23 protein-coding genes are annotated in these 22,340 nt (G+C 45.1%); 10 read left to right on the top strand and 13 right to left on the bottom strand.

The window, feature by feature from the left end; all coding sequences use genetic code 11:
• Positions 1-178: 178 nt before the first annotated feature.
• Entirely contained in the window at positions 179-550 is a 372-nt protein-coding gene (locus ACL9RM_RS09330; RefSeq protein WP_069291070.1) for a MerR family transcriptional regulator, read from the bottom strand.
• Positions 551-937: 387 nt separating this feature from the next.
• Here ACL9RM_RS09330 and ACL9RM_RS09325 point away from each other — a divergent pair, with 387 nt between their 5' ends.
• The gene (locus ACL9RM_RS09325) at positions 938-1,402 is read left to right on the top strand and encodes an AbrB/MazE/SpoVT family DNA-binding domain-containing protein (protein WP_069291068.1); all 465 of its coding nucleotides are present in this window, start codon (positions 938-940) and stop codon (positions 1,400-1,402) included.
• Between the two features lie 384 nt (positions 1,403-1,786).
• Complete coding sequence (locus tag ACL9RM_RS09320) at positions 1,787-2,293, top strand: hypothetical protein (RefSeq protein WP_250267422.1); 507 nt, start codon at positions 1,787-1,789, stop codon at positions 2,291-2,293.
• Positions 2,294-2,628: 335 nt separating this feature from the next.
• Here ACL9RM_RS09320 and ACL9RM_RS09315 read toward each other — a convergent pair whose 3' ends face one another.
• A complete protein-coding gene (locus ACL9RM_RS09315) occupies positions 2,629-3,195 on the bottom strand; it encodes an NAD(P)H-dependent oxidoreductase (RefSeq protein WP_250267421.1) in 567 nt (188 codons plus the stop codon).
• A 414-nt stretch (positions 3,196-3,609) separates the two neighbouring features.
• Between ACL9RM_RS09315 and ACL9RM_RS09310 the strand changes: the two genes are divergently transcribed.
• The 4 genes from ACL9RM_RS09310 (at position 3,610) to ACL9RM_RS09295 (ending at position 6,160) form a co-directional block, all read left to right on the top strand.
• On the top strand, positions 3,610-4,521 hold the full coding sequence (locus ACL9RM_RS09310) for a helix-turn-helix transcriptional regulator (protein ID WP_250267420.1): 912 nt from the start codon (positions 3,610-3,612) through the stop codon (positions 4,519-4,521).
• A gap of 88 nt (positions 4,522-4,609) precedes the next feature.
• Positions 4,610-4,960: a nuclear transport factor 2 family protein gene (locus tag ACL9RM_RS09305; RefSeq protein ID WP_250267419.1), complete on the top strand. Its 351-nt coding sequence runs from the start codon at positions 4,610-4,612 to the stop codon at positions 4,958-4,960.
• A gap of 33 nt (positions 4,961-4,993) precedes the next feature.
• The gene (locus ACL9RM_RS09300; RefSeq protein WP_165178959.1) at positions 4,994-5,281 is read left to right on the top strand and encodes a DUF1330 domain-containing protein; all 288 of its coding nucleotides are present in this window, start codon (positions 4,994-4,996) and stop codon (positions 5,279-5,281) included.
• 84 nt (positions 5,282-5,365) lie between these two features.
• Positions 5,366-6,160, top strand: a complete 795-nt coding sequence (locus ACL9RM_RS09295; RefSeq protein ID WP_076265259.1) for an SDR family oxidoreductase — start codon at positions 5,366-5,368, stop codon at positions 6,158-6,160.
• 111 nt (positions 6,161-6,271) lie between these two features.
• On the opposite strand, the gene ACL9RM_RS09290 is transcribed toward ACL9RM_RS09295, so the two are convergent.
• The 7 genes from ACL9RM_RS09290 to ACL9RM_RS09260 form a co-directional block, all read right to left on the bottom strand.
• Complete coding sequence (locus ACL9RM_RS09290; RefSeq protein ID WP_250267418.1) at positions 6,272-7,690, bottom strand: aldehyde dehydrogenase family protein; 1,419 nt, start codon at positions 7,688-7,690, stop codon at positions 6,272-6,274.
• A gap of 41 nt (positions 7,691-7,731) precedes the next feature.
• Positions 7,732-8,160, bottom strand: coding sequence for a universal stress protein (locus ACL9RM_RS09285; RefSeq protein ID WP_061831288.1), 429 nt, complete (start codon positions 8,158-8,160; stop codon positions 7,732-7,734).
• 27 nt (positions 8,161-8,187) lie between these two features.
• On the bottom strand, positions 8,188-9,399 hold the full coding sequence (locus ACL9RM_RS09280; RefSeq protein ID WP_250267417.1) for an MFS transporter: 1,212 nt from the start codon (positions 9,397-9,399) through the stop codon (positions 8,188-8,190).
• Between the two features lie 40 nt (positions 9,400-9,439).
• Entirely contained in the window at positions 9,440-9,895 is a 456-nt protein-coding gene (locus ACL9RM_RS09275; protein WP_250267416.1) for a MerR family transcriptional regulator, read from the bottom strand.
• A 350-nt stretch (positions 9,896-10,245) separates the two neighbouring features.
• Entirely contained in the window at positions 10,246-10,347 is a 102-nt protein-coding gene (locus ACL9RM_RS09270; RefSeq protein WP_014599460.1) for a hypothetical protein, read from the bottom strand.
• A 113-nt stretch (positions 10,348-10,460) separates the two neighbouring features.
• Entirely contained in the window at positions 10,461-11,045 is a 585-nt protein-coding gene (locus ACL9RM_RS09265; protein WP_414126301.1) for a TetR/AcrR family transcriptional regulator, read from the bottom strand.
• Between the two features lie 200 nt (positions 11,046-11,245).
• The gene (locus tag ACL9RM_RS09260) at positions 11,246-11,857 is read right to left on the bottom strand and encodes a pyridoxamine 5'-phosphate oxidase family protein (RefSeq protein ID WP_250267415.1); all 612 of its coding nucleotides are present in this window, start codon (positions 11,855-11,857) and stop codon (positions 11,246-11,248) included.
• 115 nt (positions 11,858-11,972) lie between these two features.
• Between ACL9RM_RS09260 and ACL9RM_RS09255 the strand changes: the two genes are divergently transcribed.
• Positions 11,973-13,511 carry a PLP-dependent aminotransferase family protein gene (locus ACL9RM_RS09255; protein ID WP_250267414.1) on the top strand — a complete coding sequence of 513 codons (1,539 nt, stop codon included), beginning with the start codon at positions 11,973-11,975 and terminating at the stop codon, positions 13,509-13,511.
• Positions 13,512-13,633: 122 nt separating this feature from the next.
• Entirely contained in the window at positions 13,634-14,062 is a 429-nt protein-coding gene (locus ACL9RM_RS09250) for a DUF1259 domain-containing protein (RefSeq protein WP_061831282.1), read from the top strand.
• Positions 14,063-14,200: 138 nt separating this feature from the next.
• Here ACL9RM_RS09250 and ACL9RM_RS09245 read toward each other — a convergent pair whose 3' ends face one another.
• Complete coding sequence (locus tag ACL9RM_RS09245; protein WP_235307190.1) at positions 14,201-14,839, bottom strand: pentapeptide repeat-containing protein; 639 nt, start codon at positions 14,837-14,839, stop codon at positions 14,201-14,203.
• A 151-nt stretch (positions 14,840-14,990) separates the two neighbouring features.
• On the opposite strand from ACL9RM_RS09245, the gene ACL9RM_RS09240 reads away from it, so the two are divergent.
• The gene (locus tag ACL9RM_RS09240; protein ID WP_414126258.1) at positions 14,991-18,290 is read left to right on the top strand and encodes a DUF5695 domain-containing protein; all 3,300 of its coding nucleotides are present in this window, start codon (positions 14,991-14,993) and stop codon (positions 18,288-18,290) included.
• Between the two features lie 285 nt (positions 18,291-18,575).
• Here the strand turns inward: ACL9RM_RS09240 and ACL9RM_RS09235 are convergent, their stop codons facing one another.
• The gene (locus ACL9RM_RS09235) at positions 18,576-19,622 is read right to left on the bottom strand and encodes a hypothetical protein (RefSeq protein ID WP_250259465.1); all 1,047 of its coding nucleotides are present in this window, start codon (positions 19,620-19,622) and stop codon (positions 18,576-18,578) included.
• A 173-nt stretch (positions 19,623-19,795) separates the two neighbouring features.
• Here ACL9RM_RS09235 and ACL9RM_RS09230 point away from each other — a divergent pair, with 173 nt between their 5' ends.
• Positions 19,796-20,194 carry a hypothetical protein gene (locus ACL9RM_RS09230; RefSeq protein ID WP_250259466.1) on the top strand — a complete coding sequence of 133 codons (399 nt, stop codon included), beginning with the start codon at positions 19,796-19,798 and terminating at the stop codon, positions 20,192-20,194.
• 407 nt (positions 20,195-20,601) lie between these two features.
• Here ACL9RM_RS09230 and ACL9RM_RS09225 read toward each other — a convergent pair whose 3' ends face one another.
• Positions 20,602-21,429 carry a carbohydrate ABC transporter permease gene (locus ACL9RM_RS09225; RefSeq protein WP_013308681.1) on the bottom strand — a complete coding sequence of 276 codons (828 nt, stop codon included), beginning with the start codon at positions 21,427-21,429 and terminating at the stop codon, positions 20,602-20,604.
• Entirely contained in the window at positions 21,426-22,310 is an 885-nt protein-coding gene (locus tag ACL9RM_RS09220) for a carbohydrate ABC transporter permease (protein ID WP_023986930.1), read from the bottom strand. The genes ACL9RM_RS09225 and ACL9RM_RS09220 overlap by 4 nt, the downstream gene beginning before the upstream one ends.
• Between the last annotated feature and the right edge of the window lie 30 nt (positions 22,311-22,340).

Raw genomic sequence — 22,340 nt, 5'->3', positions numbered from 1 at the left:
TTTTACCCTATAAGCGCGTTGTGAACCGCCCATTTGCCAACCATTTTCCATACTTACGACCTAGAATCTGCATCTTTAGAAATCTATGCAAAAAAGCCCTCCAGCACGTATTCTCAAATATGCCGGGGGCTCCATATATTCGATTTGACTTTACCACTATTTACAGATCATACGATACCTAAGAAAGGCTTTTCCCCATAACCACATGATCATAAAAAGCTATCTTTTGAATAATTTTCTCCAAATTGTGCTGCGTTTGTGCCACATGTTCTTCTACTTTCTTTTTGTGGGCTACAAGGAAGTCTCTTCTCTCTTGGATTGTGGCTTCTCCTTTTACATTTAGCTCAAGGTATGCCTTAATTTCTTCAATGGTCATCCCTGTATCTTTCATAGCCATAAGGAACCTAATCCAATCGATTTGTTTTTCGGTATATACCCTTCTTCCACCTTCATCCCGACCCACATCAGGTAATATGCCTTCTTTTTCATAGTAACGAAGAGTAGATGCGGGCAATCCGCTCTTCATTTGAACTTCTTTAATGGAGTACATAGTTATTCCCCTCCTCGTTCTTTTATTTTCTCTTCAAGTCAGCTTTAACGATAAGTATAAGTTTTCATAGTAAAGAGTGCAAAATTAAGATTCCTACTACCTTGCAGCAGCGAGGCAACCTTCTTATTGCCCGTTAGTCCGGATAGAAAATAGAACGTGGGCATTTGTGCCTCATAACGAAAATCGTCTAGAATAATCTTTATGAATATATATCGGAAATTCTTTATAATCTCCTCAACACGTTTCTCTCCTTAACAAAACATATTTTGGAAATTACTTGTATACTTTTCAACAGTTTACTAAATATATGCGATTGCTTCTCTAAGCCTATTCTTTTTTATCATAACTATTTAGTATTATAAGGATATAAAAAAAGGAGGTTATCATTTGAAAAGTACAGGTATGACACGTCCCCTAGATGCGTTAGGCCGCATCGTTATTCCCAAAGAAATGCGAATTTCCATGGATTATAATGTGGGTGATCCTGTTGAGATTTTTGCAGATGAGGAAACTGGTATTCTCGCCTTTCGAAAGTACACTGGGGTGACGTGTAAAATGTGTGGTTCAACAGAACAGTTAACTTATTTTAGAGACAGCTTTATTTGCGGGGAATGTATTGAAAGTTTAAAGAAGGGGATAAATTTTAGCCCTATCCTAAGACCATCCAAATCAGCTTTATCCAACTCACAACGATCTAATAAAGAGTCCAAACGTCTGCGGCGATCGACACAACAAATGATCGAAAGTCTAAAAGAATTAATGCAAAAACACCCCAATGCAGCACAGCACGAATATGCCAAAATACTTGAGGTTTCCCAAGCCCGTATATCCCAGCTCAAAAAAATGCTCTAACTACAGCTTGATACCCTACATAGATATACACCAGAGATTTCATCATGTGTAGCTACTTTTGAACCGTGATACGCAGCATCATAGCTAACCGACAAAACGCATGAACGTCCATGCGAAAATTCCACACTAGGTATAAAGAACCACTGCATGACTTGCAAGCGATAACGCCTATAAGCAGAAGGCTGTGCTACATTTAATAATGATTCCTGAATTAAAAAATGACCTTCTTTAATCTGAGAAGGTCATTTCATTTATTTATTCATTTTTCTATGGTAAACAACCCTATACTTTTCCATTTCGTCAGCTTTTCGTAATTTCATTACATCTCCTCCTCACAAAAAAATAGTATTCGTTATAGAAAGAGAAAGGATGTGTGAATCTAATATGAACAAACCTGCTCAAATTATTTCTATTCTTCTACTTTCCGTAAGTGTAAGTGCGTTTGCTGGTTGTGGAAAGCAGGAAACAACGGATACATCTACCAATGAAACAGTACCAACAACCTCAGAAACGGTAGTAAAAGAAGGAATAGATCCATCAGCCGACCTGCAAAGCTTAGACGAGATCAAATGGAATGATGTTAAAGACCCTCTTATTGAGGATGCCATGATAACAAAACTCAAAGTAGCAGTAGCTGCCTTCGTGTCAAAAGATTTGGATCAATTCCATGCCGTGCTAGGTGCAGACGTTGGAACAGGTCACGATTACCTCTTCGATCATCCGGTGAAGTTTACTGGTATTGACGAAGCTGTAAAAGAAAATAATCGGATATTGATACCTGTTGTAGGGGAACGACTGAATAATCAAGAAGGATATTCACCCGATATACGATATACCTTTTACTTTGAAAAAGATAAAGATGGCGCATGGCAAATTGTTTCAATTGATTAATTAAATTCTCTAAGATGCATTTATCTCGATTTATAGCAACATTGCCCATTCCAATCAGTGCGTTTGCACATATGATGTCACAAAATTCAATCTAAAGGAGAGATATATACCTTGTCTAAACATTCTTCTCATCGTTCGATGGGGTCGTTACAACCACATTTTGCAACCACTACTGAAGTGAGTAATTTTGTTAATCTATGGGGAATATTTACTGTGAATGGTCAACAGATCGTTGCTTAAAGGCATCGCCTGTAGATGCACGCGATGCCTTTTGGGTTAGCCACTGGCAACTTCGATTCCCCTAATGCTTAATCCTCTGGCTCTGAACATAAATATTAGGCTTTGCTGGTCATGTCTGCAATCTGGCGAAGCCACTTCTTACGCGTATTTTCATCAGATTGGGGTACCGACTCGAAAAATAGATGATACATGATATCAAGTCCACAATATTCAAATATGCCTTTGTCAGACGTCAAGCGAAGGGCTTGATCCATACCATTGCTGGCATATTCCGCATGTGATTTTCCTTGTGTATTGAGGATAATGGCTTTCTTACCCTTGAGTAATCCCATCTGCACTCCATTTACATATTTATAAGCAAATCCGTAAGAGAATACGCGGTCTATATACCCTTTCATAATGGCTGGCATCCCAGTCCACCAAATCGGATAAATAAGGGTGATTACCTCTGCCCATTGCAAAAATTCCTGTTCCCGTACAACATCTTCTCCGATTCCTTCAATGACCTCGCTGCTGCTAATCACAGGTTGAAAGTTGATTGCATATAGATCACGAACAACCACATCATGTCCTTTTTGCTTCAGCCCCTCGACTGCTGTGGTCAAAATTGCATGATTAAAGCTTCCCTCGGATGGATGTGCGTAAATAATAAGATGCTTCATGTTCTCTCCTCCATTTACTTTAAAATAAGTGATTGATCAATTACTTAACTTCGTACTCCTTCAATTAACTGAATATGCTCAATCCATAGTTCCGATAAAGATACGTTCAGTAAACTTGAGCGGTATCCTGCTCATGAATATCACCTCCGTTGCTTGTTAATTCAGTTAGTGATTGATCAATTACTAATGATTGGCCTCAGTATAGTTTATTCCTTTTTACTTTGCAAGTGCTTTTTGTTCAACTTGTCAAAAAGATTATTTAAAGATCTGATCCCAAGGCAGTGTTATTATCGCTGTTCAAAGAAAATAAAGTCCCCCAGTTGATGTCCATTAAGGTGTGATGTCAATAATCCACTTAATATGACTTTATAATGTCATGTTATAAGGTGTATGCTACCGAGAGAGGTGAAGCGTATGCCGTTAAGCAGACATTTTGAAATCGTTTATATGTTACTCCATAAGAAAAAAGTGACTGCTGATGAATTGGCAGAGCATTTTGAGGTTTCCACACGAACGATTTATCGGGACATAGATACCTTAAGCGCAGCTGGGATTCCCATCTACAGCAGTAGAGGCAAGGGGGGCGGAATATCATTGATGGAGGGTTATGTCTTTAACACCTCTTTACTGTCCGAGCAGGAACAAGATGATATCTTAATGGCCCTTCAGAGTGTGGCTACAGCTACCATCCCACAGGTAGAAGAAGTGCTAAACAAGTTGAGTAGGCTTTTTAAAAAAGACATGGGAAACTGGATCGAAGTAGATTTTTCGCCATGGGGAAGCCAAAACAGCCAGAGACAGCTATTCACTCTTATACGCAACGCAATAATCACAAACCGTGTTATAAAGTTCCGCTATTATAACGTCGCCGGGGAACAGAGTTATCGTAGCGTCGAACCTGCCAAGCTCTTGTTTAAAGATAAAGCCTGGTATGTGGAAGGTTACTGTTTAAATACCGAAAGTCATCGTGTATTTAAGATTAGCCGAATGAAAGAGATTGCAGTTACCGAAATTAGTTATGAGCCAAGAACAGTCGTAGCATCTACAGATACAAAGATGAACGACTTGCTTCATACCATAGAAGTAACTCTTCACATTTCTGCTCAAGGAGCTTACCGCGTATACGATGAATTTGCCGAGAAAACAATTACTCAGAAGGAAGACGGCTCTTATACCGTCACAGCACAATTTCCTGTAGGCAATTGGCTGGACAGTTATCTGCTGTCCTTTGGTCCCCTCCTTATAGAGGTTAGCCCCGAACAAGTACGTACAAGAATATTGTCTCATTTAGAAACGATGAAAAGAAATTTAAATGATCCTCTATAATATGACACCATGTAGTCATATTATTACTGCTATGATGAGTTTGAAGTTATCACTCACAACATACTCACCATAGGAGGTTGAAGGATCAATGAATCCACATAGAACCCTGCCACAGGCAGTAGAAACTTACTTTACATCAGCGAACAAATCCCAGCTTGAAGTACTTACTTCCGCTTTCGATAAAGATGCGTTGATCTTGGATAATCATCGCGAAATCAAAGGTATGGAAGCCATAAAATCATGGTGTGAAGCAGAAATATTGAGGCCGAATGTCACCTTTGAGATCGTGGATATGGATGACAGTAATAATACCATCGTCGTAATTGCGAAAGTAGACGGAGACTTTGATAAATCAAATCTTCCCGATCCACTCCTACTTAAACATCAATTTCTAGTAAACAACAATAAAATTAAAGAACTGATTATTACACTTCCATAAAGGAATTAAAAAAATAAGAAAGGGAAAACGAATATGCCCGCTTATGTTGTTTTTATACGTGAACAGAGTACCGATCAAACTGAACTCCAACTCTATTCTGAGTTGGCACCGGCAGGTTTGGCGGGACATTCCGTCAACCCCCTAGCAATGTATGGCGCATACCAAGTCCTCGAAGGACCCGCTATTGAAGGGCTGGCCATCTTGGAATTCCCCACTTTTGAGGAAGCACAAGCTTGGTACTTTAGTCCAGCCTATCAAAAAGCCCTAAAGCATCGACTGCGCGGAGGGCGGTACCGGGGTGTCATTGTCGATAGTTTGTAAGGTTCGCAAGACAAGTGAACTCGAAGTGGAGATACCTAGAGGTATTTTTCAACCACATTGTAAAATTTAGGAGGAATTATTCGCATGAGTTTTCAATTAGAAAGCATTTTAAGTGAGTTTAAAGGCAAAAGGGCCTTGGTCACAGGCGGTACCAAAGGAATGGGAGAGGCTATTGCTAAGAGACTTACAGCTGCAGGTGCTACCGTAATAACTACGGCTCGAACTACTCCAGTTAATTTAGAAAATCCAGACCTGTTTATTCCAGCCGATATTAGTACGCCTGAAGGTGTAGATAAAGTAGTAAACAGTGTTCTTGAGCGCCTAGGCGGTGTAGATATTCTTGTCAACAATGTTGGAGGCTCGTCAGCCCCATCCGGAGGAGCTCTTATCTTGACAGACGAGCATTGGCAGCAAACTTTTAACGCCAATCTGTTTGCTGCCGTCCGTTTAGACCGTGGACTGCTGCCGGCTATGGTGGAAAAGGGTTCCGGTGTTATTATTCATATTTCATCTATTCAACGTCGCTTGCCGCTATATGATGCAACATTGGCTTATGCTGCAGCCAAAGCAGCTTTAACTACTTACAGCAAAGGGTTATCCAAGCAGTTTTCGCCTCAGGGCATTCGTATTAATACAGTTGCGCCAGGCTTTATCGAAACGAAGGCAGCACAAAGTTTGATTGATCGGATTGCTGAGACGACAGGTGACCGAGAAAGTGCATTAAAGCAACTGATGGACTCGTTGGGAGGAATTCCAATTGGTCGTCCAGGACTACCAGAAGAAGTCGCTGAGCTTGTTGCTTTTCTGGTATCCGACCGGGCCGCTTCAATTACAGGAAGTGAATATAATATTGACGGTGGAACAGTTCCAACGGTCTAACACTTTATTTTCATCTGACAATCGCGCAAAAGGTGAAAAAAAGCCCATCTAATGAGCAGACATACGCAAAACGTATTATCTATGTCCATCAGATAGGCTTTTATATAACTACTACCGTTTAATAACGACCAGCTTTGTTTCCAGCATTTCTTCCATGGCATACTTTACGCCTTCTCGTCCAGTGCCGCTTTGCTTCACACCACCATACGGCATATGGTCAACACGGAAGCTTGGAATGTCATTGATTACCACGCCGCCAACCTCAAGCTTGTCCGCTGCATCCAGCGCGGTCGTGATATCACGCGTGTAAATTCCCGCCTGCAGGCCATAGATCGAATCATTCACATGGTTTACGGCTTCATCTATAGAGCTAACAGAATGAATCAGCACAAGCGGGGCAAACACTTCACGACAGGACACCTTGGAAGTCGGGTCCACATTAAGCAAAACCGTCGGCTCCAAAATACCCCCCTTGGCTTGGCCACCCAGAGCGATCCTCGCACCTGCTTGAACCGCTTCTTCCAGCCACTCACGGACACGTTCGACATCCTTGGCTGAAATAAGCGCGGATACATCCGTGTCCGGCTCTAGCGGATCTCCAATTTTTAAACGTTGAGTCGCTTCTATAAATCGGGATACAAAGGTATCATACAGTTCATTAACAACGTAAATACGCTGAACCGATATACACACCTGTCCCTGATTGGCAAAAGCTCCGCTCACACAGCGGTCGATGACCGCGTCCACATCCGTATCACGGTCGATAATAACAGCCGCGTTGGAACCCAGCTCCAGCGTGACCCGCTTCAAGCCGGCCTTGGAGCGAATTTCTGTACCGACCGCCGGGCTACCGGTAAAAGTGATATAGCTGACGCGTGGATCAGTGACAAGTACGTCGCCAATGGTTTTACCATCGCCGCTGATCACGTTAAGAGCACCCGCAGGCAATCCAGCCTGCTCCAGCAGCTCCGCAATCAAGTAAGCCGACAACGGCGTCTGCTCCGCAGGCTTTAATACGACCGTATTGCCTGCTGCCAGCGCGGGACCCACTTTATGAGCGACCAGATTCATCGGGAAGTTAAATGGTGTAATAGCTCCGACTACCCCTACTGGTTCTTTGAGCGTGTAGGCCATACGACCCTCGCCGCCCGGTGCGGCATCCAGCCGAATGGTTTCCCCGTGAATCCGTTTGGCTTCTTCAGCTGCGAACTTGTAGGTTTGCACCGTCCGATCAACCTCCGCCAGCGCAGCCTTCCATGGTTTGGACGCTTCACGTGCAATGATGCGCGCTGCATCCTCACGCCGCTCTTCCAGCAGGTTAGCCAACTTCTCCAAAATGGCTGACCGCTGGTGCGCTGGCATGGCCCGCATCTCTGAGCGTGCATCAGAGGCCGCTTGAATAGCAGCCTTGGCATCCTCTGACGTGGCCTCTGCCACCTCAGCAATGATTTCCCCGGAATACGGTGATTTCAACGTCGTGTACGATGAAGCAGCTTTCCATTCTCCACCAATAAATAAATGCTGCTGCATGCTTTTCCCTCCTTCTCTTGATATCAACGTTCTTTTACCATCTATTTTACCGTCAACACCGGACAAGGTGCATGCTGAATCACCTGATGGCTCACACTACCCAGTATCATTTCGGAAACAAGTCCTTTGCCCCGCGTCCCCATAATGATCAAATCCGTCTTTTCCTGCTTTGCACTTTCGCAAATGACACTGGCCGGATCACCGTGACCCGCCAGCATACGGTAAGAAATACCCTCGTCCTTCAAATAGTCGGATGCAGGTTCTAAGATATGACGACCTTCCTCTTCGATCCGCTCATCCACATCAACCCCAACCGGCGGCTCATTCATGGATAAAGCCGGGTTTACATGCAATACAGTCAGATGCGGATTCCCCTGAAGCTGCTTAGACAACGTTTTGGCTGTCTCCAACGCCTTCATCGCGTGTTCCGAACCGTCAATCGCGACTAGAATATGTTTGTACTCGCTCATACTCTTTTCCTCCTCAGAAGTCCAATTTTAGTGTGCATCCACTTGAATATCCTGCATATGTCGACGACGTACGATCAGCACAGCTACACCAATCAGTACCATCAATGCTCCAAAATAAAACGGGGTTTCTGCTGAGTACCACTCTGACAGCTTCCCTGCAAGCCACGGCGAAATTGCCCCGCCCAAAAACCGCATGAAGCTGTAGGCCGCAGATGCTGTCGAGCGCTCCACTGGAGCAGCCTGCATAACAGCAGTTGTAATCAATGTATTGTTAATTCCCAGAAAAATACCAGCTACAATGACGGCGACAATGACAGTCGTTGGCGAACCAGCTATCGTCCCAATCGCCATAACACCTAAATCAATGGCAAACAGCATCAGCATGATACTAATGGAAGATACCACGCTCAAGCGTGCTTGAATCTTCGGTGCTACAAACACCGAGGTAAAGGCCAGCATAATTCCCCAGCCAAAAAACACATAACCTAAACCATGCTCGTCCAGATTCATTACATATGGAGAATACGCCATCAACGTAAAAAATCCAAAGTTATATAACAACGCTACAATACCGAGCGTGAGCAAAGCCGGATAGCTGAGCGCTTTGAACGGATCGGCAATGGAACCGCGTTTTTTGGGCTTTGGAATCGAAGGCAGCATAAATGTAATGAACAAAAATCCCACTACCATCAGTCCAGCTACACCGAAAAACGGACCGCGCCAGGAAATGGAACCTAACTCCCCGCCCAGCAACGGACCCACCGAAATCCCTAGGCCCAATGCCGCTTCATACAAAATAATTGCTTTAGCTGTTCCAGAAGTGGACAGACCTACAATCGCAGACAACGCTGTTGCGATAAACAAAGCGTTCCCCAAACCCCAGCCTGCCCGGTAGCCCACAATTCCGCCAACTGTATTGGCTGTGCCGCCCAGACCGGCAAACACAATAATAAACAAAATCCCGGTTAGTAGTGTCCATTTGACACCCAATCGACTAGATACAACACCTGTAATCAGCATCGCAACGCCTGTTACCAGATTATAGCTAGTGAACAGCAATGACACTTGGCTTTTCGTAGCATGAAGCTGATCGGCAATGGCCGGAAGAATCGGATCGACCAATCCCAGACCCATAAATGAAATAACACAAGCAAAGGCGACCGCCCATACCGCTTTAGGTTGAGACAGCAAGCCTGAGCGTTCTTTTAACTCTTCAGGTAATGCGTGTTGTGAACTCATATTATGATGTTACCTCCACATCTGAATGTAAATGTTCTTGTTATGACGGGTCGTGATCAAGTTCCTCATCCAGAAGAACCTTGCGTTCACGCACCCTAACCCGCAACTCCTCCAGCTCAGTCTGGAGCATACGGATGCTGTTGATTTTTCCCTCCATTAATTCCAACTGTTCGTTCAGTGTACCTTCCATATCCTCCAACATGGCCCGTCGCTCGTTCGGTTGCAAATGCTCCGTTCGCTCGCGATATTCCTCCCGCTGACCCTTGAGCATTTCCGCTGCGGACATGTAACGCTGAAGCTCTTGCAAGGAGAATCCAAGTACTTCCTTGGCACTCACTATTTTTTTTAGTAAATCCACATCCTTCTGCGTATACAGGCGCATATTTCCTTCACTGCGCTGCGGAGAGGGCAATAAGCCGATTTCCTCATAATAACGAATGGTTCGCTTGGTTAATCCGCTTTGTTTGGCGACCTCATCAATTTTATACGTAACCATGACACCCACCTTATGAAAAAGATTATATATAAATACTACGCCTCTATAACGTTAACGTCAACGTAAACTTTTATACAAGAAAGAAACCGCCTCTATTAGAGACGGTTCCTAGTTTGGCTTGCACGGTCATAGACCCGAGCATCGGTGCTCAAGCCCATGAATATCGCTTTAGATGAAAATGGTACGTGTGATGATAACCAACAAAATGAAGAGTACCAGAATAACACCAGTGGAAGTAAACATGTTGTAGCCACCACCACCGCAACCTCTTTCTACTTCACCCATCTTAAATTCCTCCTCCCTCTGTCGATTACAACAAATCGCCCGTAATCAGATTCATGAGCTACGAATTAGATGACGAATGCTTTGGAAATAATAACGAGCAGAATGAAAAGTACCAGAATCGCTCCTGTAGATGTAAAAGCTCCATAACCAGCGCCTACTCCAGACATGGTGATTCCTCCCTTCATGGTTTACAAGAGCATCTTATGCTTATGCCATCATTCATGATAGGGACAAATGCCGCGCCTGCCGCCTAAATCTAGGTTGGGATTGTATAGTCCTGTTATTCTTCGGACCCGAGCATACCGTGATACAGGAGGTTTCGTGCCTGCTTGGCAAGCACAGACGGACTTTCACGTCCAGGTAGCAATTTAGTTAACGTCAGCCGTTCAATCAAGCCGATCACGCATTCTGCTGTCAGTTCAGGGTCCAGTTCCTCACGGCAGGAGCCCCATCGTTGCGCCGCCAGCAGATGCTTTTTAATATGCTCGGCCATTTCCGTCTTAATGCGCACCGAGTCTGCCGCCTGGTAAAATCCGACACGAGTGATCGCCGGATTGTTAGACAACACGCGAAAAATAGCTTCCAGAAACACTTGTCCCCGTCTCAAAATTTCAGCCTCGCTTTGGTCTGGGCCAATCTTCATGCTTTGTACCGTATCATTCACCAAAGTACGAAAGCTCTCCACAAGCTCTTCATACATTTGTTCCTTGCTTTCAAAATGAATATAAAAATCCGGCTGCGTCAATCCTGCACGTGCCGCGATCGAACTTACCTTAGTCTGATAAAACCCCGTCTGAGCGAACTCTTCAGCCCCCGCTTCCAGTAACAACCTTCGACTTTCCCGACTTCTGACTCCTGCTCTCATCACGGTCTTGCCCCCTTACGCCACAAATCTATCGTATTATAAAGTTCCTTTGCAGTAAGAACAACGGGCTTGAGGATGATATATACCTGTCCTTCAAAAGTCCTAATACAGAAGGACTGAAAGTTTTGGAAAATCAAGGGCATCTCCCTACAAGGTATAATTAACCAATCTGACGGTGAGCGAGCAGGAATTTATTACGCTCAGTGATGAGGACAATATTTGCGCATCATCTCAATCGTTGTCAGATCATCATCCAGCCCCCGTTGTTGCAAGCCGTCGATAATTTGCTGACGTTCCTGATCTTTGACATTTTGACCGAATTTAAACTTGGCAGTCCATTCCTCTGGTACAATTTTGATCAGAGCGACCCCTTTCAAGCGTGAAGCATACCGAAAATCGCTGGCATCAATCGTGTCATACCCGCCTTCCGGTTGCAGCTTACTCATAAAAATAGAAAAGGCCGATGCTTTTTCTTCCAAATCCACTACATGCTCCGCATGACCACGCACGGTAATACTTTTAAAAAATGATGTCGCAGGACATGCCATATGTTCATCCGTAAAATAAGACGGAATGAGCGCATATTCTTTGGCGGCTGAAAAAGTAACCCGATTATCCTCTTTCATCCGTTCCATCTTTTCTCCAGCACGGCTGCCATGAATATAAAAAACGCCGTTTCCATAAGCGAAATTCAAGGGAACCACACGCGGAAAACCATCCTCGCTGTTCATGCCTAAAAATCCGAAACTGACCTCGCTCAGAAACTGCTCTATTTCCTCTTGTTCTGCCACCGTAAATTCTTTTCTTCTCACAGGGAACTCTCCTTCCATCTATTGACCAATGATACATTTCAGATTATGTTGAAAATGGATTCATAAAAAGATCCAATATGAACGAAAATGAATGGTCCAATCGAAGGAGAAGAGTATGGATATTACGATTGCTTATCAGCGTGCGCTTCAAAAATATCATTTAAAATATTTGGCATTGTATCATGCTCTTCGTGAGGGAATCCTCAATGGTTCCCTTGCCAGTGGTACACGTCTGCCTTCCACTCGTGATCTGGCTGTGATGTATGGAATTTCGCGAGGGAGCGTTAAAGAAGCATACGATATGCTGTTGGCAGAAGGATATGTAGATTCGACAGTAGGCAGAGGAACCTTTGTTATGCAACAGACAGCGACGCTGCCCGACAAATCTCTAATCAGCCAGCAGAACCAAAATTCACCTGTCGCAAAACAAAAAGCCCCTGCTCTGTCAGCATGGGGACAACGAATCATGCAGATCGAAAGGGAACGAAACTTACAGTCGTCTCCTGCTTCTGCTACAGATAGAGACAGTGCGCAACCGCCTTTGATTTCTTTCCAGGCAGGAGAAGTTGTATTGGAGGGCAATTCACAGATCGCATGGAAAAGCGCAATGACTGCCGCCGGAAAAGATCTGCAAAGGCCCTCGGCTGATACGACGACTGCACCAGTGAACGGTGATGAATGGCTGCGCGAAGCGATTTGCCATCATGTTGGCAGAACACGCGGAATAACGGCTACCCCGGATCAAGTCGTATTATGCAGTGGTTCCATGGAAGTGATCACGTTATTAAGTCAGTTGCTTATTCATGAACAAGATCGAATTGTATTGGAGAATCCCTGTTATTCCGGCATCTATCGTGCAGTTACTGCCTCAGGCGGACAGATACATGCTGCTGAAATGGATCAACAAGGAATTGTCCCACAGGATTGGGATTCAAAATTGCTGTTTGTTACGCCGGGACGACAGTTTCCAACGGGTGCTGTGTTGCCACTAGCACGTCGTCAACATATTTTGCAATGGGCAGTATCCAAAGGTGCGTGGATCATTGAGGACGATTATGACAGTGAATTCCGCTGGGCAGGACGACCCATTGAGCCGTTAAAAGCACTGGATCGCGCGGAATGTGTGATCTATGTCGGTTCCTTTTCCAAAAGCATGTTCAGCAGCCTTCGACTCGGATTTGCGATTCTGCCCGTTGAATTGGCCCAAGCGCTGACAGCTGCCAAACGACTATATGATCCCCTGCCGCCTGCCCGCTTGGAACAGCGCGCACTAGCACGTTTTATGATGCGCGGCGACTATGTACGCCATGTGCGTCGGATGACTCGAATATACAGATCACGCTACGACGTGTTTCAGCGTGAAATACAGCAGTTAAGTGAACTGTTTCACTGGCATCAGAACGATTGCGGACTACATGCCTATGCCATCTGGAAGCATGAGTCTGCCCAGTATCATCATTTGATGCAGACAGCACAATTTTACGGAGTCACATGGCGTGATGCCGCCGATTACCAACTGACACCGGGACCTCCATCAGCCTGCTTTATCTTTGCCCATTTAACGGAGCAACAAATTATTGAAGGGTTTAATCGTCTGCGCCAGGCATGGGACAGTATCAAACATGAGTATCACGGAGCAAAGCTGAGGCTTTAAAAGGGTACTCCATTCGTACTTTGTATATAGCAAATTAGACTAATGATAAAGAAGACTTACCCTTCCCATTCCCTTACTTTTTCATATGATGCTAGTAATTCAAAAGAATTGGAGTGAGAGAAATGGCAATTAGTCCGCTTTGTAGACAGTTTGCAGCTATATTAAAAGCAACACCTCAAATCATTAACGGAGTTTGTACTGCATCTACAGTCAGAAATAACATCAAGCCGATCATTTTAGGGAAAAAGACCAGATCCTTTCTTGCAATACCCCAAGCTTTTTCTTTCGAAAGTATTGGACGTAACGGAAAAGGATTATGTCTTGGTGAAACCGTGATTTTGACCGCAGAAATTAATCCATTTATTTCTCGACTTCGTAAACATGGTGTCAAAGTAACGGCACTGCACAATCACTGGCTATTCGATAACCCCAATCTCTGGTACATCCACTTCGAAAAAGTAGAAAAGCCGCTTGTTTTCGCCACTGAAGTGCGTGACGCGCTTAATGTCTTGACAACGAAGCCTGTACGGCCGGTTATTAAAAAAAAATAAGCTATCAATAAATGCAAGAGATCCGCTTAGGCGGATCTTTTATGGGCGGAACATAAACCCCTTACGGATGATAAGCAAACATCATATTAATCGTCTGCGCCAGGCATGGGACCGTAATAAAAATCAGTAAGGAATCCCTTATTTAATCACTAGCCCCAAAAGGCCCACAAATGATGAAGCCTGATGCGGTGAAATGATGCAGCCATTCAAATCTTCTATATCCACCTGTAGCCCATCAAATTCGCAATCGCTCAGATCAATCCCTTTGAGCTTGGACCCGGATAGCATCGCTTGATCCAGATTGCAACGGTTAAAAAAGGTTTTTTGTAGTGTTAAATGATACAGATCGGCACTTATTAAAGAACAATCTTCAAAACCAACTTGCTTAAAATTAGCAAAACGGAACATCGAATAATCCCCTAAGCAATCCGAAAAACGAACGTTTTGGAGCCTGCTCCTGGAAAAGTCTGTTCCAAGCAATTTGCAGTTCCTGAACTCTACCCGATGGATAAAGGAACCGGAAAAATGAACATTAGACAGATCGCATTTATCAAAAATGACGTCTGTCCATTCACTTTCCGGCAATGACGATTCCATGATCGTTACATTTTTAAAAGTCATCTTCTCTAATGAAACCTTAACCGCTTCCACATTATCCAAAATCATATCCTCTACAGACCCCATACGATATTCGCCTTTGGATCGTAAGGAATACATTTCTTCATTTAATACGGGCAAGTCGACAGGAATCTTCGGCAACTCCATTTTAATTTTCATAATACCTCTACCTCCACGATTGAGCGCCCTCTAGGACATTTATATGAATCTATTTTCTATCAATTCTCATACATAGGGTAGCAAAAGTATTTCTCACACATATATTAACGTAGTGAGCACGCTCACGAACCTTTGTTAGGAGGTTGATAGCATGGCAGTACAACTATCTAATCAAGTGTTCTCCATCTCTGTCGGAGATTACGGCGATCTCTCTTCCTTACGGCTGGTAGGGGACACTTTTAATACCAACTATGTCATGAACAGCTCCAACGCACCTAAACAGAATACGTCGGATCATCAGTGGCTGGGTGAACTCATGTTCACCTATCGTCTCGGCAACGGAGCGTGGACTCGGGCATGGACAAGTAATTCTGCTGATGCGCGCCAGATCACCTCTTCTGGAAACAGTGTCCAGGTAGCCTATCAGAATTCATCAAACAATCAAGGAATACGTAATTTCATTTTACATGAAACGTATTCGTTGGTTAACGATTATTTGCATTGGCAAATGAAAGTAACAAACACCTCTAATCAATCGCTGGAGATCGGAGATTGGGGACTGCCGCTTCCGTTTAACGAGTACTGGTCCGGTGGCAATAATGAACAAATTTATGAAACCAGAGTACTCTCACACTCCTTTGTAGGCCATAATAGCTCCTTTATTACCGCCGGACGACCTAGCGGCATCGGACCGTATGTACTGCTAATCCCTGATGCCTCAACGGGTGCTGGTCTCGAATATCAGGACCATTGGAGAACTGAGGAGCATCCCGGCAGCACTTGGGCTATGGAGCAAGACGGCTGGTCCGAAGGACTGAATGTGTTCTATATCCACTCCAATGTCATCAAGAGCACCAACCGTGGTTATCTCGGAAGCACCAGTCTGTCGCTGGCTCCTGATGAAAGCAAAACGTATGCCTTTAAATTTTATAAGGTAGCAGACGAGCAGGCTGTAAAGGACAGGCTGTACAGTGAGGGACATGTGGATGTGGCCGTGGTTCCGGGTATGATTTTCCCGACCAATCTCAAGGCCAAATTCGATCTGCATACCAGCAAATCCATTACCTCTGTCACAGCGCAATATCCGTCCGAAACGACCATCAGCTATCTGGAAACAGCCCCTACAAACCATAAAATATATGAACTTACCCTGGGACGACTGGGACATAACAATATTACTGTAAACTATGGTAACGGCGAAAAAACCGTTCTCCAGTTCTATGCCATCGAGCCAGTCGAAGCTGCACTTCAGCGTCACTCTACCTTCATGGTCAACAGCACCCAATGGAACGTGCCGGGCGACCTGAGGGACAAGGTCTTTGATGACTGGATGATGCAATACAAGGCCAAACGCAACAGCTTTGCTGGCTACTGGGGCTGGGGTGATGATTGGGGACTAACTCACGGCCAGTTTCTGGCGGAGAAAAACGTTCAGAAGCCCGTAGCATCTGAAATCAAGGCAGTCGATGATTATTTGGAGGTGGCCATCTGGACGAATTTGATGGAAGGCCATCATACCGATTATCTGGTTCCTGATTTCCTGATGCCCCAGCCTAATACGACACCAACGTACCGGGGCTATGCCTATCCGCACATTTATAATACATTTTTTAGCATGTATAAACTTGCCAAGCTGTATCCCAACCTGATCAGCTATCGCAATAGCAAAAACACATATTTGCTACGTGCTTATCGTATTTTTAAAGCGTTGTATGAAGGCCCTGTTGCTTATAATTGGAACACGGGACTCATAGGTGAGCTAACTACACCTGATATGATTAAAGCGCTTCAGGAAGAAGGCTTGACCACAGAGGCTAACGACCTGATTGCCAAAATGACTACCAAGTACAACAATTTCAAAAACACCACCTATCCTTATGGCTCTGAGTATAACTATGACAATACAGGTGAGGAAGCCGTATATACACTCGCCAAAATGAACAACAACACGACCATGATGAGCAAAATCAACGCCAAAACGCGTGCTGCACGCGGTCAGATGCCTGTCTGGTACTATTACGCCGATCCGGTCACCATCACCGGAGAGAATTGGTGGAACTTCCAGTACACCACTTCACTGGCCGGCTATGCGATGGATGACTGGACACGTCGGCATTCGTCCAAGCCCGAAGTGGATCAGCGTCTGTCCTATGCCGCCAAGCTGGCGAACATCGGGGCGATTAACTCGGGACAGATCAGCTCTGATCCTGCCAATATCGGGGCGGTATCGTGGACATATCAGGCGGGCAAGGGCAATTATGGCGCACTCGGTCTGGACGGCGGCCCCCTCTTTAACGGATGGCGCGGGATGTCCGGGGAAGCCGACTTGGGGCTATTTGGAGCCATTAAAATCCTAAGCTCGGATGTTGCTGTAGATCCAATATTCGGCTTGTTCGGCTATGGCTGTGACGTTACAGAAAGCAGTAACAGCTACACGATCACTCCAAAGGACGGTGTATTCCAGCGACTGCATCTGATCACCCAAAAGCTGAGTTTGGAGCTGAATCGGGACCAATATAGCTCGGCCATCGTGTCTAAGTCCAAGAACAGCATCCGCCTGACGCTGAAAAACACGACTCCAGGCACGACTCACACCACCCTTATGAGCTTGACCGGACTTGCGGCAGGTACGTATGACGTGCTCGTAGACGGCACAAAAAACGGATCAGTCACGGCTGCTAACAGCTCTACGACCACGGTCAGACTAAATATCGGTACGGCAGCCAACTATGATATCCGTATCCAGTCGAGTACAGACAACCCGTCTCCCGCCGGAGACATTGTAGCCCGGTATGAATTTGACGAAACGGCCGGATCTACCGCAGCCGATTCGTCAGGTTATGGACAGCAGGCCAGTGTAAATGGAGGTGCGTGGGGAGCCGGACGGAAAGGCAATGCCCTGCACTTTAACGGGACAGACGCCTATGCTAGCCTGCCCGGTGGTATCGTTAGCAGCCTAAATGACTTTACGATTGCCACGTGGGTACGGGTGAACACGCATAACGGCTGGGCACGCCTGTTTGATTTTGGGGCAGGCACGAATCGGTATATGTTTTTGACACCCAAAGCCGAGGGAACCGGTATGCGCTTTGCTATCACCGTCTCGGGGAACGGAGAGGAACAACAGTTGAATGCGCCAGAGCTGGCAACAGGGGTTTGGAAGCATGTCGCCGTGACTTTGTCAGGCAATACTGGAATGATGTATCTAGACGGTGTAGAGGCGACGCGTAACACGAACATGACGCTCAAGCCTTCCAGCCTTGGACTGACAGACCGGAACTACATTGGGAAATCCCAGTTTGATGATCCCTACCTGAACGGTGCAGTGGATGAACTGATTATTTACAACAGAGCCCTAACCGCTCAGGAAATCCGGGGCTTGGCCTCGGCAAACAGCACCATTACAGCCCATGATGTGGGAGCCCATTCATATGCTGAAGGAGCAGATTAGAATGTATTCATTCATGCCGTTAACGTTTTAGATTATGAATAATTTGTACCGTGAATGATTTGCGTCGTGAATCATTATCGTCATAAATGATTGGTATCGTAAATAATTGGTATCGTGAATGATTCTTGCTATATTAGCTCCACCCCCGGATTACTTAAGTTAAGTCTATAATCAGGGGAGAAATCCGGGGAGATGATGCTTCCGAAGCAAGCAGTCCTTCGGAAAGCTTTTAAAGCGACCGCTTTATTGGGACGATCAGCGGCAGCTTTTCCATCTGTAGGGCGTTTAGCTTCGTCTAATGCGTGTCGTTCTTGGTCTTAAGCGAACCAGTTCCTCACTGGTGAGTTGCCTAGTATAGGAGCGAGGGGAAGAACCTGTATCTACCCTGAGCACCCTGCCTGCCCCGTTGGGGCGGGCTACCCGTGTGTTGAATACCTGCATCGCCCACTGCACCGGAAAGGCTATGGATAAGCGACCATCTGCCGTGCCTGCATAGTTGACCGCAGCTGCATAATTATCTGACTGTCTGAGCCATACAGAGCCAGAATCCCCAGGTAGTGATACGGGAGTCGTACCTCTAATAACCGTCTGATCTTCGAAGGTCAGCAGGCCCAACTCTCCGCCATAATTGATTTGCAGGTCCGTATAGACGGACTCTACCGTGCCATTGACCCGTCCGGTCGTACGCCCAACCTTCTTCAATCTTTCTCCTATGCGATATGCGGTAACATGACCTGGAATCGCTCCTACCGTAGCGTAACGCGGATTGAGCAGGTTGTTACGGGTCGGAAGCGAAAGCGCCGCATCAATCAGGTTTGTACCGGTGGGATTCAAGCGTACGTAACGATACAGCCTTCCCATACGATCCTGAGTAACCGTCCCCCCATCGGCTCCGCCTGGCTGTATTGTAGCCTCCCGATTGTCTGTATTGGAGGGATTGAGGACATGGTTATTGCTAAAAAGATAACGCGTCGCCGGCGCTCCAGTTGGGGCAACGATAAGTCCGGTTGAACCGGAGCCTTCAATCGTCCCGACACTGTAGCCGGCGATGACCGGGCGTATGCGCACTTTGTAGTCCGTGGCATTGGCTCTGATCTTTCCAGTTTTTACAATTCGGACTGGAACGTTCGTTTTCTTTCCTAAGGCGGTGGCCGACAGGAGTCCAGTAGAGGCCGACGCTAGACGGTCCGTATACACAATGACAGCGGCTCCCTTTTTAGGATGGGCAGGGTCCCTGTATCCTACGCCAATGCCGTGGACACCGGACATTTTTAAGACTCGCTTGGCCATCCGCTTTTTCACTTGAAGCGCGGCCGAGAAGGTAGCCAACATAATCATCTCCTTTTACATTCAGATGAAATATTGTATGGCTAAGGCCGCTTCGCGTTCCTTTTGATCTTACGATCGCTGTATTGAAAGGCATATGAAAACATTCCAAAAAATGGTATACTCATTTCCGAAATTGACATCTTATCATTTGATTCTAATGTTCGAGGAGGTACTTTATGTTTTCAATCATGTTGACATACAGCATACAAGCAATTGTAATTTTACTAATTATCTTTGAATGGTTGAGAAACAACAGAAAAAAAATAGGTTGGGGATCACTTTCACTGCTTTTATCTCTTCTTGGTATGGCTGTTTCTTTCGAATTTGGCAATTACATATTGGGAGACCAGTTGCTTTCCTTTTTAGGATTGCCCGCCTGGTCTAACAGTGTTGATAATACTAGGTTTCACTACACCATTTTTCTATCCAGTATTTTTTTTATTCCCAGTTTAATCATTGGATATAAAAATCCTAAAGAGTTTGGAGCTACGATCGGAAAACGGGTTTCTAGTATATATCTAACTTTGATCATCATTTCGCTTTTATTTTTTATTATAAGTATTTTCTCGAAGTAACGTTGGATGTGCGTCGTTCCAAAACAAAAGCCTTCCTCAGCGGGGGGTTTCTGTTTTATCACATTAATTCCGAACAATCCTGGGTGGGTAATTAGATCAAGGAGCTGATATTATCTATAATTCATTTACCTCCATATTTTTTGCTGCGTTAACTGCAATCTCCCTCATAACGTTGCCAAAATTAGAAGCTAGGGTGAGTAAGAGAACAATGTTGAAAGTGAGAATTTTCATAATAACAACAGTTCTGCTGATCGGAGTCGTGTTGTATATCATTGACCCTCAGTGGTGGATCATTGTAGCCTTTGCAATTTTGTTTGTAACCCTTCCCATCTTTTTATTGAAACGTTGGCGAGAAAAAAACTGAATCAGAGAAAAAGCCTTCCTTGTTGATAGGAAGGCTTTCCACCTTATCCCTTAACCGCTCCCTCTGCGATGCCCTCCATAATGAATTTCTGAAAGAAGGCATAGATCAGGATAACCGGGATGGAGGTCAGCACGAGTGCGGCCAGAATAAGCGACCAATCCTTGTTGTACTCTCCAAACAGCATATTGGTCGAGAGAATCAGGGTGTAATGGTTCACATCCGTCAGCATTAACAATGGAAGCAAAAAGTCGTTCCAAATCCACAGAAAATCCAAAATCGCGATGGTAACTGTGATTGGCAGCAGCAAAGGAAATATAATGCGAAAGAACGTTTGGAACTCATTACAGCCGTCCATTTGTGCGGATTCTTCCAGCTCACGCGGGATGGATTTGACGAATCCATGATACAAAAAGATCGCCATATTCACACCCAAGCCGATATAGATCAAGGCCAAGCCGTACGTACTGCCTTGAACGGACAAATCTTTTGCCATTCGTGTAAGCGGTATCATAATAGAGTGAAACGGCACCAGCATCGATGCGACAAACAGGAAGAAAATCGCACTGCTCAGTTTCCCCTGTGTACGAGACAGCTTGTAGCCTGCCAGTGCCGAACAGATCACAATGCCACCAATGCCGATAAAAGAAATAATCGTGGAATTAAGGGCGCTGTTCAGCAAATGAGTCTGATGAAAAGCCTGACTGTAATTTTCAAAGTGAAGCTTCGTCGGCAGCGCCGTAAAGGATGCAAACATCTCACCCTGTGTTTTAAACGAGTTAATTACCGCCATGTAGATTGGGAAGAAGGACACGACAGCGCCCACGCACAAAATCAGCGTAATCAGTAAGGAATTGGCTTTCTTCAGCCTCATGCCTCCACCTCCCTCTTCTTCATGACGCGCAACTGAATCAGGGTAAAAATGAGAACGATTGCGAACAAAATAACGGATTTAGCGCTCGCATAACCATAACGGAAGTTGTTGGAGAACGCCTCCTCATAAATGTTCATCGTAATCACCTGTGTACTGCGCCCTGGCCCTCCGCCAGTCAGTCCGTATACGACCTCATACACCTTGAAGGCACCATTCAGCGTCAGGAAGAAACAGATCGTAATCGCATGAGTAATCATCGGCATCGTTACGCTTCGTAATGTCTGAAATGCGTTCGCCCCGTCAATAATAGCAGCCTCCTTCAAGCTTTGTGGTACACCTTGAAGCGCAGCCAGATAGATGATCATCATATAGCCGACACCATTCCAGAGGGACACAATAATGATAGAGAAGAAAGATACTTTCGGATCGCCCAGCCACGATTGGCCCAAAAAGGCGATAGCCGTCTTTTCGGCGATCTGTGGCAGCACGGAAGAAAAAACGAAGGTCCACATAAATGCGCTAATAATGGTACTGATCATATTGGGCATGAAAAATATCGTCCGGAAAAATCCTTTGGTACGTGTACGCGACTCAATCAACACTGCCAGAGCCAGTGCCAGTACATTTTGCAGCACAATCATCACTAATACGTATTTAAGAGTAAACCAAAGGGAATTGAGAAAATCGGGGTCTTCCTTCAACGATTCCACAAAGTTCCCCAAGCCGATAAAGCTGTAATTGGGATTCAATCCGTTCCAGTCTGTAAAGCTGTAGTACATGCCGCTGATCGTTGGAATGAGCAGGAAGATAGCATAAAAGATCAGCGCCGGAGCCGTAAACGCCAGTAGCATGACGTATTTTTTATAGATTTTAAAAGGCATGGAGTCTCTCCCTCCTGGTGTAATTCTATA

This window comes from Paenibacillus sp. S29 (assembly GCF_049319765.1).
Taxonomy (GTDB): domain Bacteria; phylum Bacillota; class Bacilli; order Paenibacillales; family Paenibacillaceae; genus Paenibacillus; species Paenibacillus polymyxa_B.
Note: the sequence above shows the minus strand (reverse complement) of the source record. Positions and strands in the feature narration are given on the sequence as shown.

Bases quoted from the DNA above. Each gene is read 5' to 3' on its own strand.
- ACL9RM_RS09310 (WP_250267420.1), top strand. From the start codon at position 3,610: ATGCCGTTAAGCAGACATTTTGAAATCGTTTATATGTTACTCCATAAG.
- ACL9RM_RS09255 (WP_250267414.1), top strand. From the start codon at position 11,973: ATGGATATTACGATTGCTTATCAGCGTGCGCTTCAAAAATATCATTTA.
- ACL9RM_RS09330 (WP_069291070.1), bottom strand. From the start codon at position 550: ATGTACTCCATTAAAGAAGTTCAAATGAAGAGCGGATTGCCCGCATCT.
- ACL9RM_RS09220 (WP_023986930.1), bottom strand. From the start codon at position 22,310: ATGCCTTTTAAAATCTATAAAAAATACGTCATGCTACTGGCGTTTACG.
- ACL9RM_RS09230 (WP_250259466.1), top strand. From the start codon at position 19,796: ATGTTTTCAATCATGTTGACATACAGCATACAAGCAATTGTAATTTTA.
- ACL9RM_RS09290 (WP_250267418.1), bottom strand. From the start codon at position 7,690: ATGCAGCAGCATTTATTTATTGGTGGAGAATGGAAAGCTGCTTCATCG.
- ACL9RM_RS09295 (WP_076265259.1), top strand. From the start codon at position 5,366: ATGAGTTTTCAATTAGAAAGCATTTTAAGTGAGTTTAAAGGCAAAAGG.
- ACL9RM_RS09235 (WP_250259465.1), bottom strand. From the start codon at position 19,622: ATGTTGGCTACCTTCTCGGCCGCGCTTCAAGTGAAAAAGCGGATGGCC.
- ACL9RM_RS09265 (WP_414126301.1), bottom strand. From the start codon at position 11,045: ATGAGAGCAGGAGTCAGAAGTCGGGAAAGTCGAAGGTTGTTACTGGAA.
- ACL9RM_RS09320 (WP_250267422.1), top strand. From the start codon at position 1,787: ATGAACAAACCTGCTCAAATTATTTCTATTCTTCTACTTTCCGTAAGT.
- ACL9RM_RS09225 (WP_013308681.1), bottom strand. From the start codon at position 21,429: ATGAGGCTGAAGAAAGCCAATTCCTTACTGATTACGCTGATTTTGTGC.
- ACL9RM_RS09315 (WP_250267421.1), bottom strand. From the start codon at position 3,195: ATGAAGCATCTTATTATTTACGCACATCCATCCGAGGGAAGCTTTAAT.
- ACL9RM_RS09245 (WP_235307190.1), bottom strand. From the start codon at position 14,839: ATGAAAATTAAAATGGAGTTGCCGAAGATTCCTGTCGACTTGCCCGTA.
- ACL9RM_RS09250 (WP_061831282.1), top strand. From the start codon at position 13,634: ATGGCAATTAGTCCGCTTTGTAGACAGTTTGCAGCTATATTAAAAGCA.
- ACL9RM_RS09300 (WP_165178959.1), top strand. From the start codon at position 4,994: ATGCCCGCTTATGTTGTTTTTATACGTGAACAGAGTACCGATCAAACT.
- ACL9RM_RS09285 (WP_061831288.1), bottom strand. From the start codon at position 8,160: ATGAGCGAGTACAAACATATTCTAGTCGCGATTGACGGTTCGGAACAC.
- ACL9RM_RS09305 (WP_250267419.1), top strand. From the start codon at position 4,610: ATGAATCCACATAGAACCCTGCCACAGGCAGTAGAAACTTACTTTACA.
- ACL9RM_RS09275 (WP_250267416.1), bottom strand. From the start codon at position 9,895: ATGGTTACGTATAAAATTGATGAGGTCGCCAAACAAAGCGGATTAACC.
- ACL9RM_RS09270 (WP_014599460.1), bottom strand. From the start codon at position 10,347: ATGTCTGGAGTAGGCGCTGGTTATGGAGCTTTTACATCTACAGGAGCG.
- ACL9RM_RS09240 (WP_414126258.1), top strand. From the start codon at position 14,991: ATGGCAGTACAACTATCTAATCAAGTGTTCTCCATCTCTGTCGGAGAT.
- ACL9RM_RS09280 (WP_250267417.1), bottom strand. From the start codon at position 9,399: ATGAGTTCACAACACGCATTACCTGAAGAGTTAAAAGAACGCTCAGGC.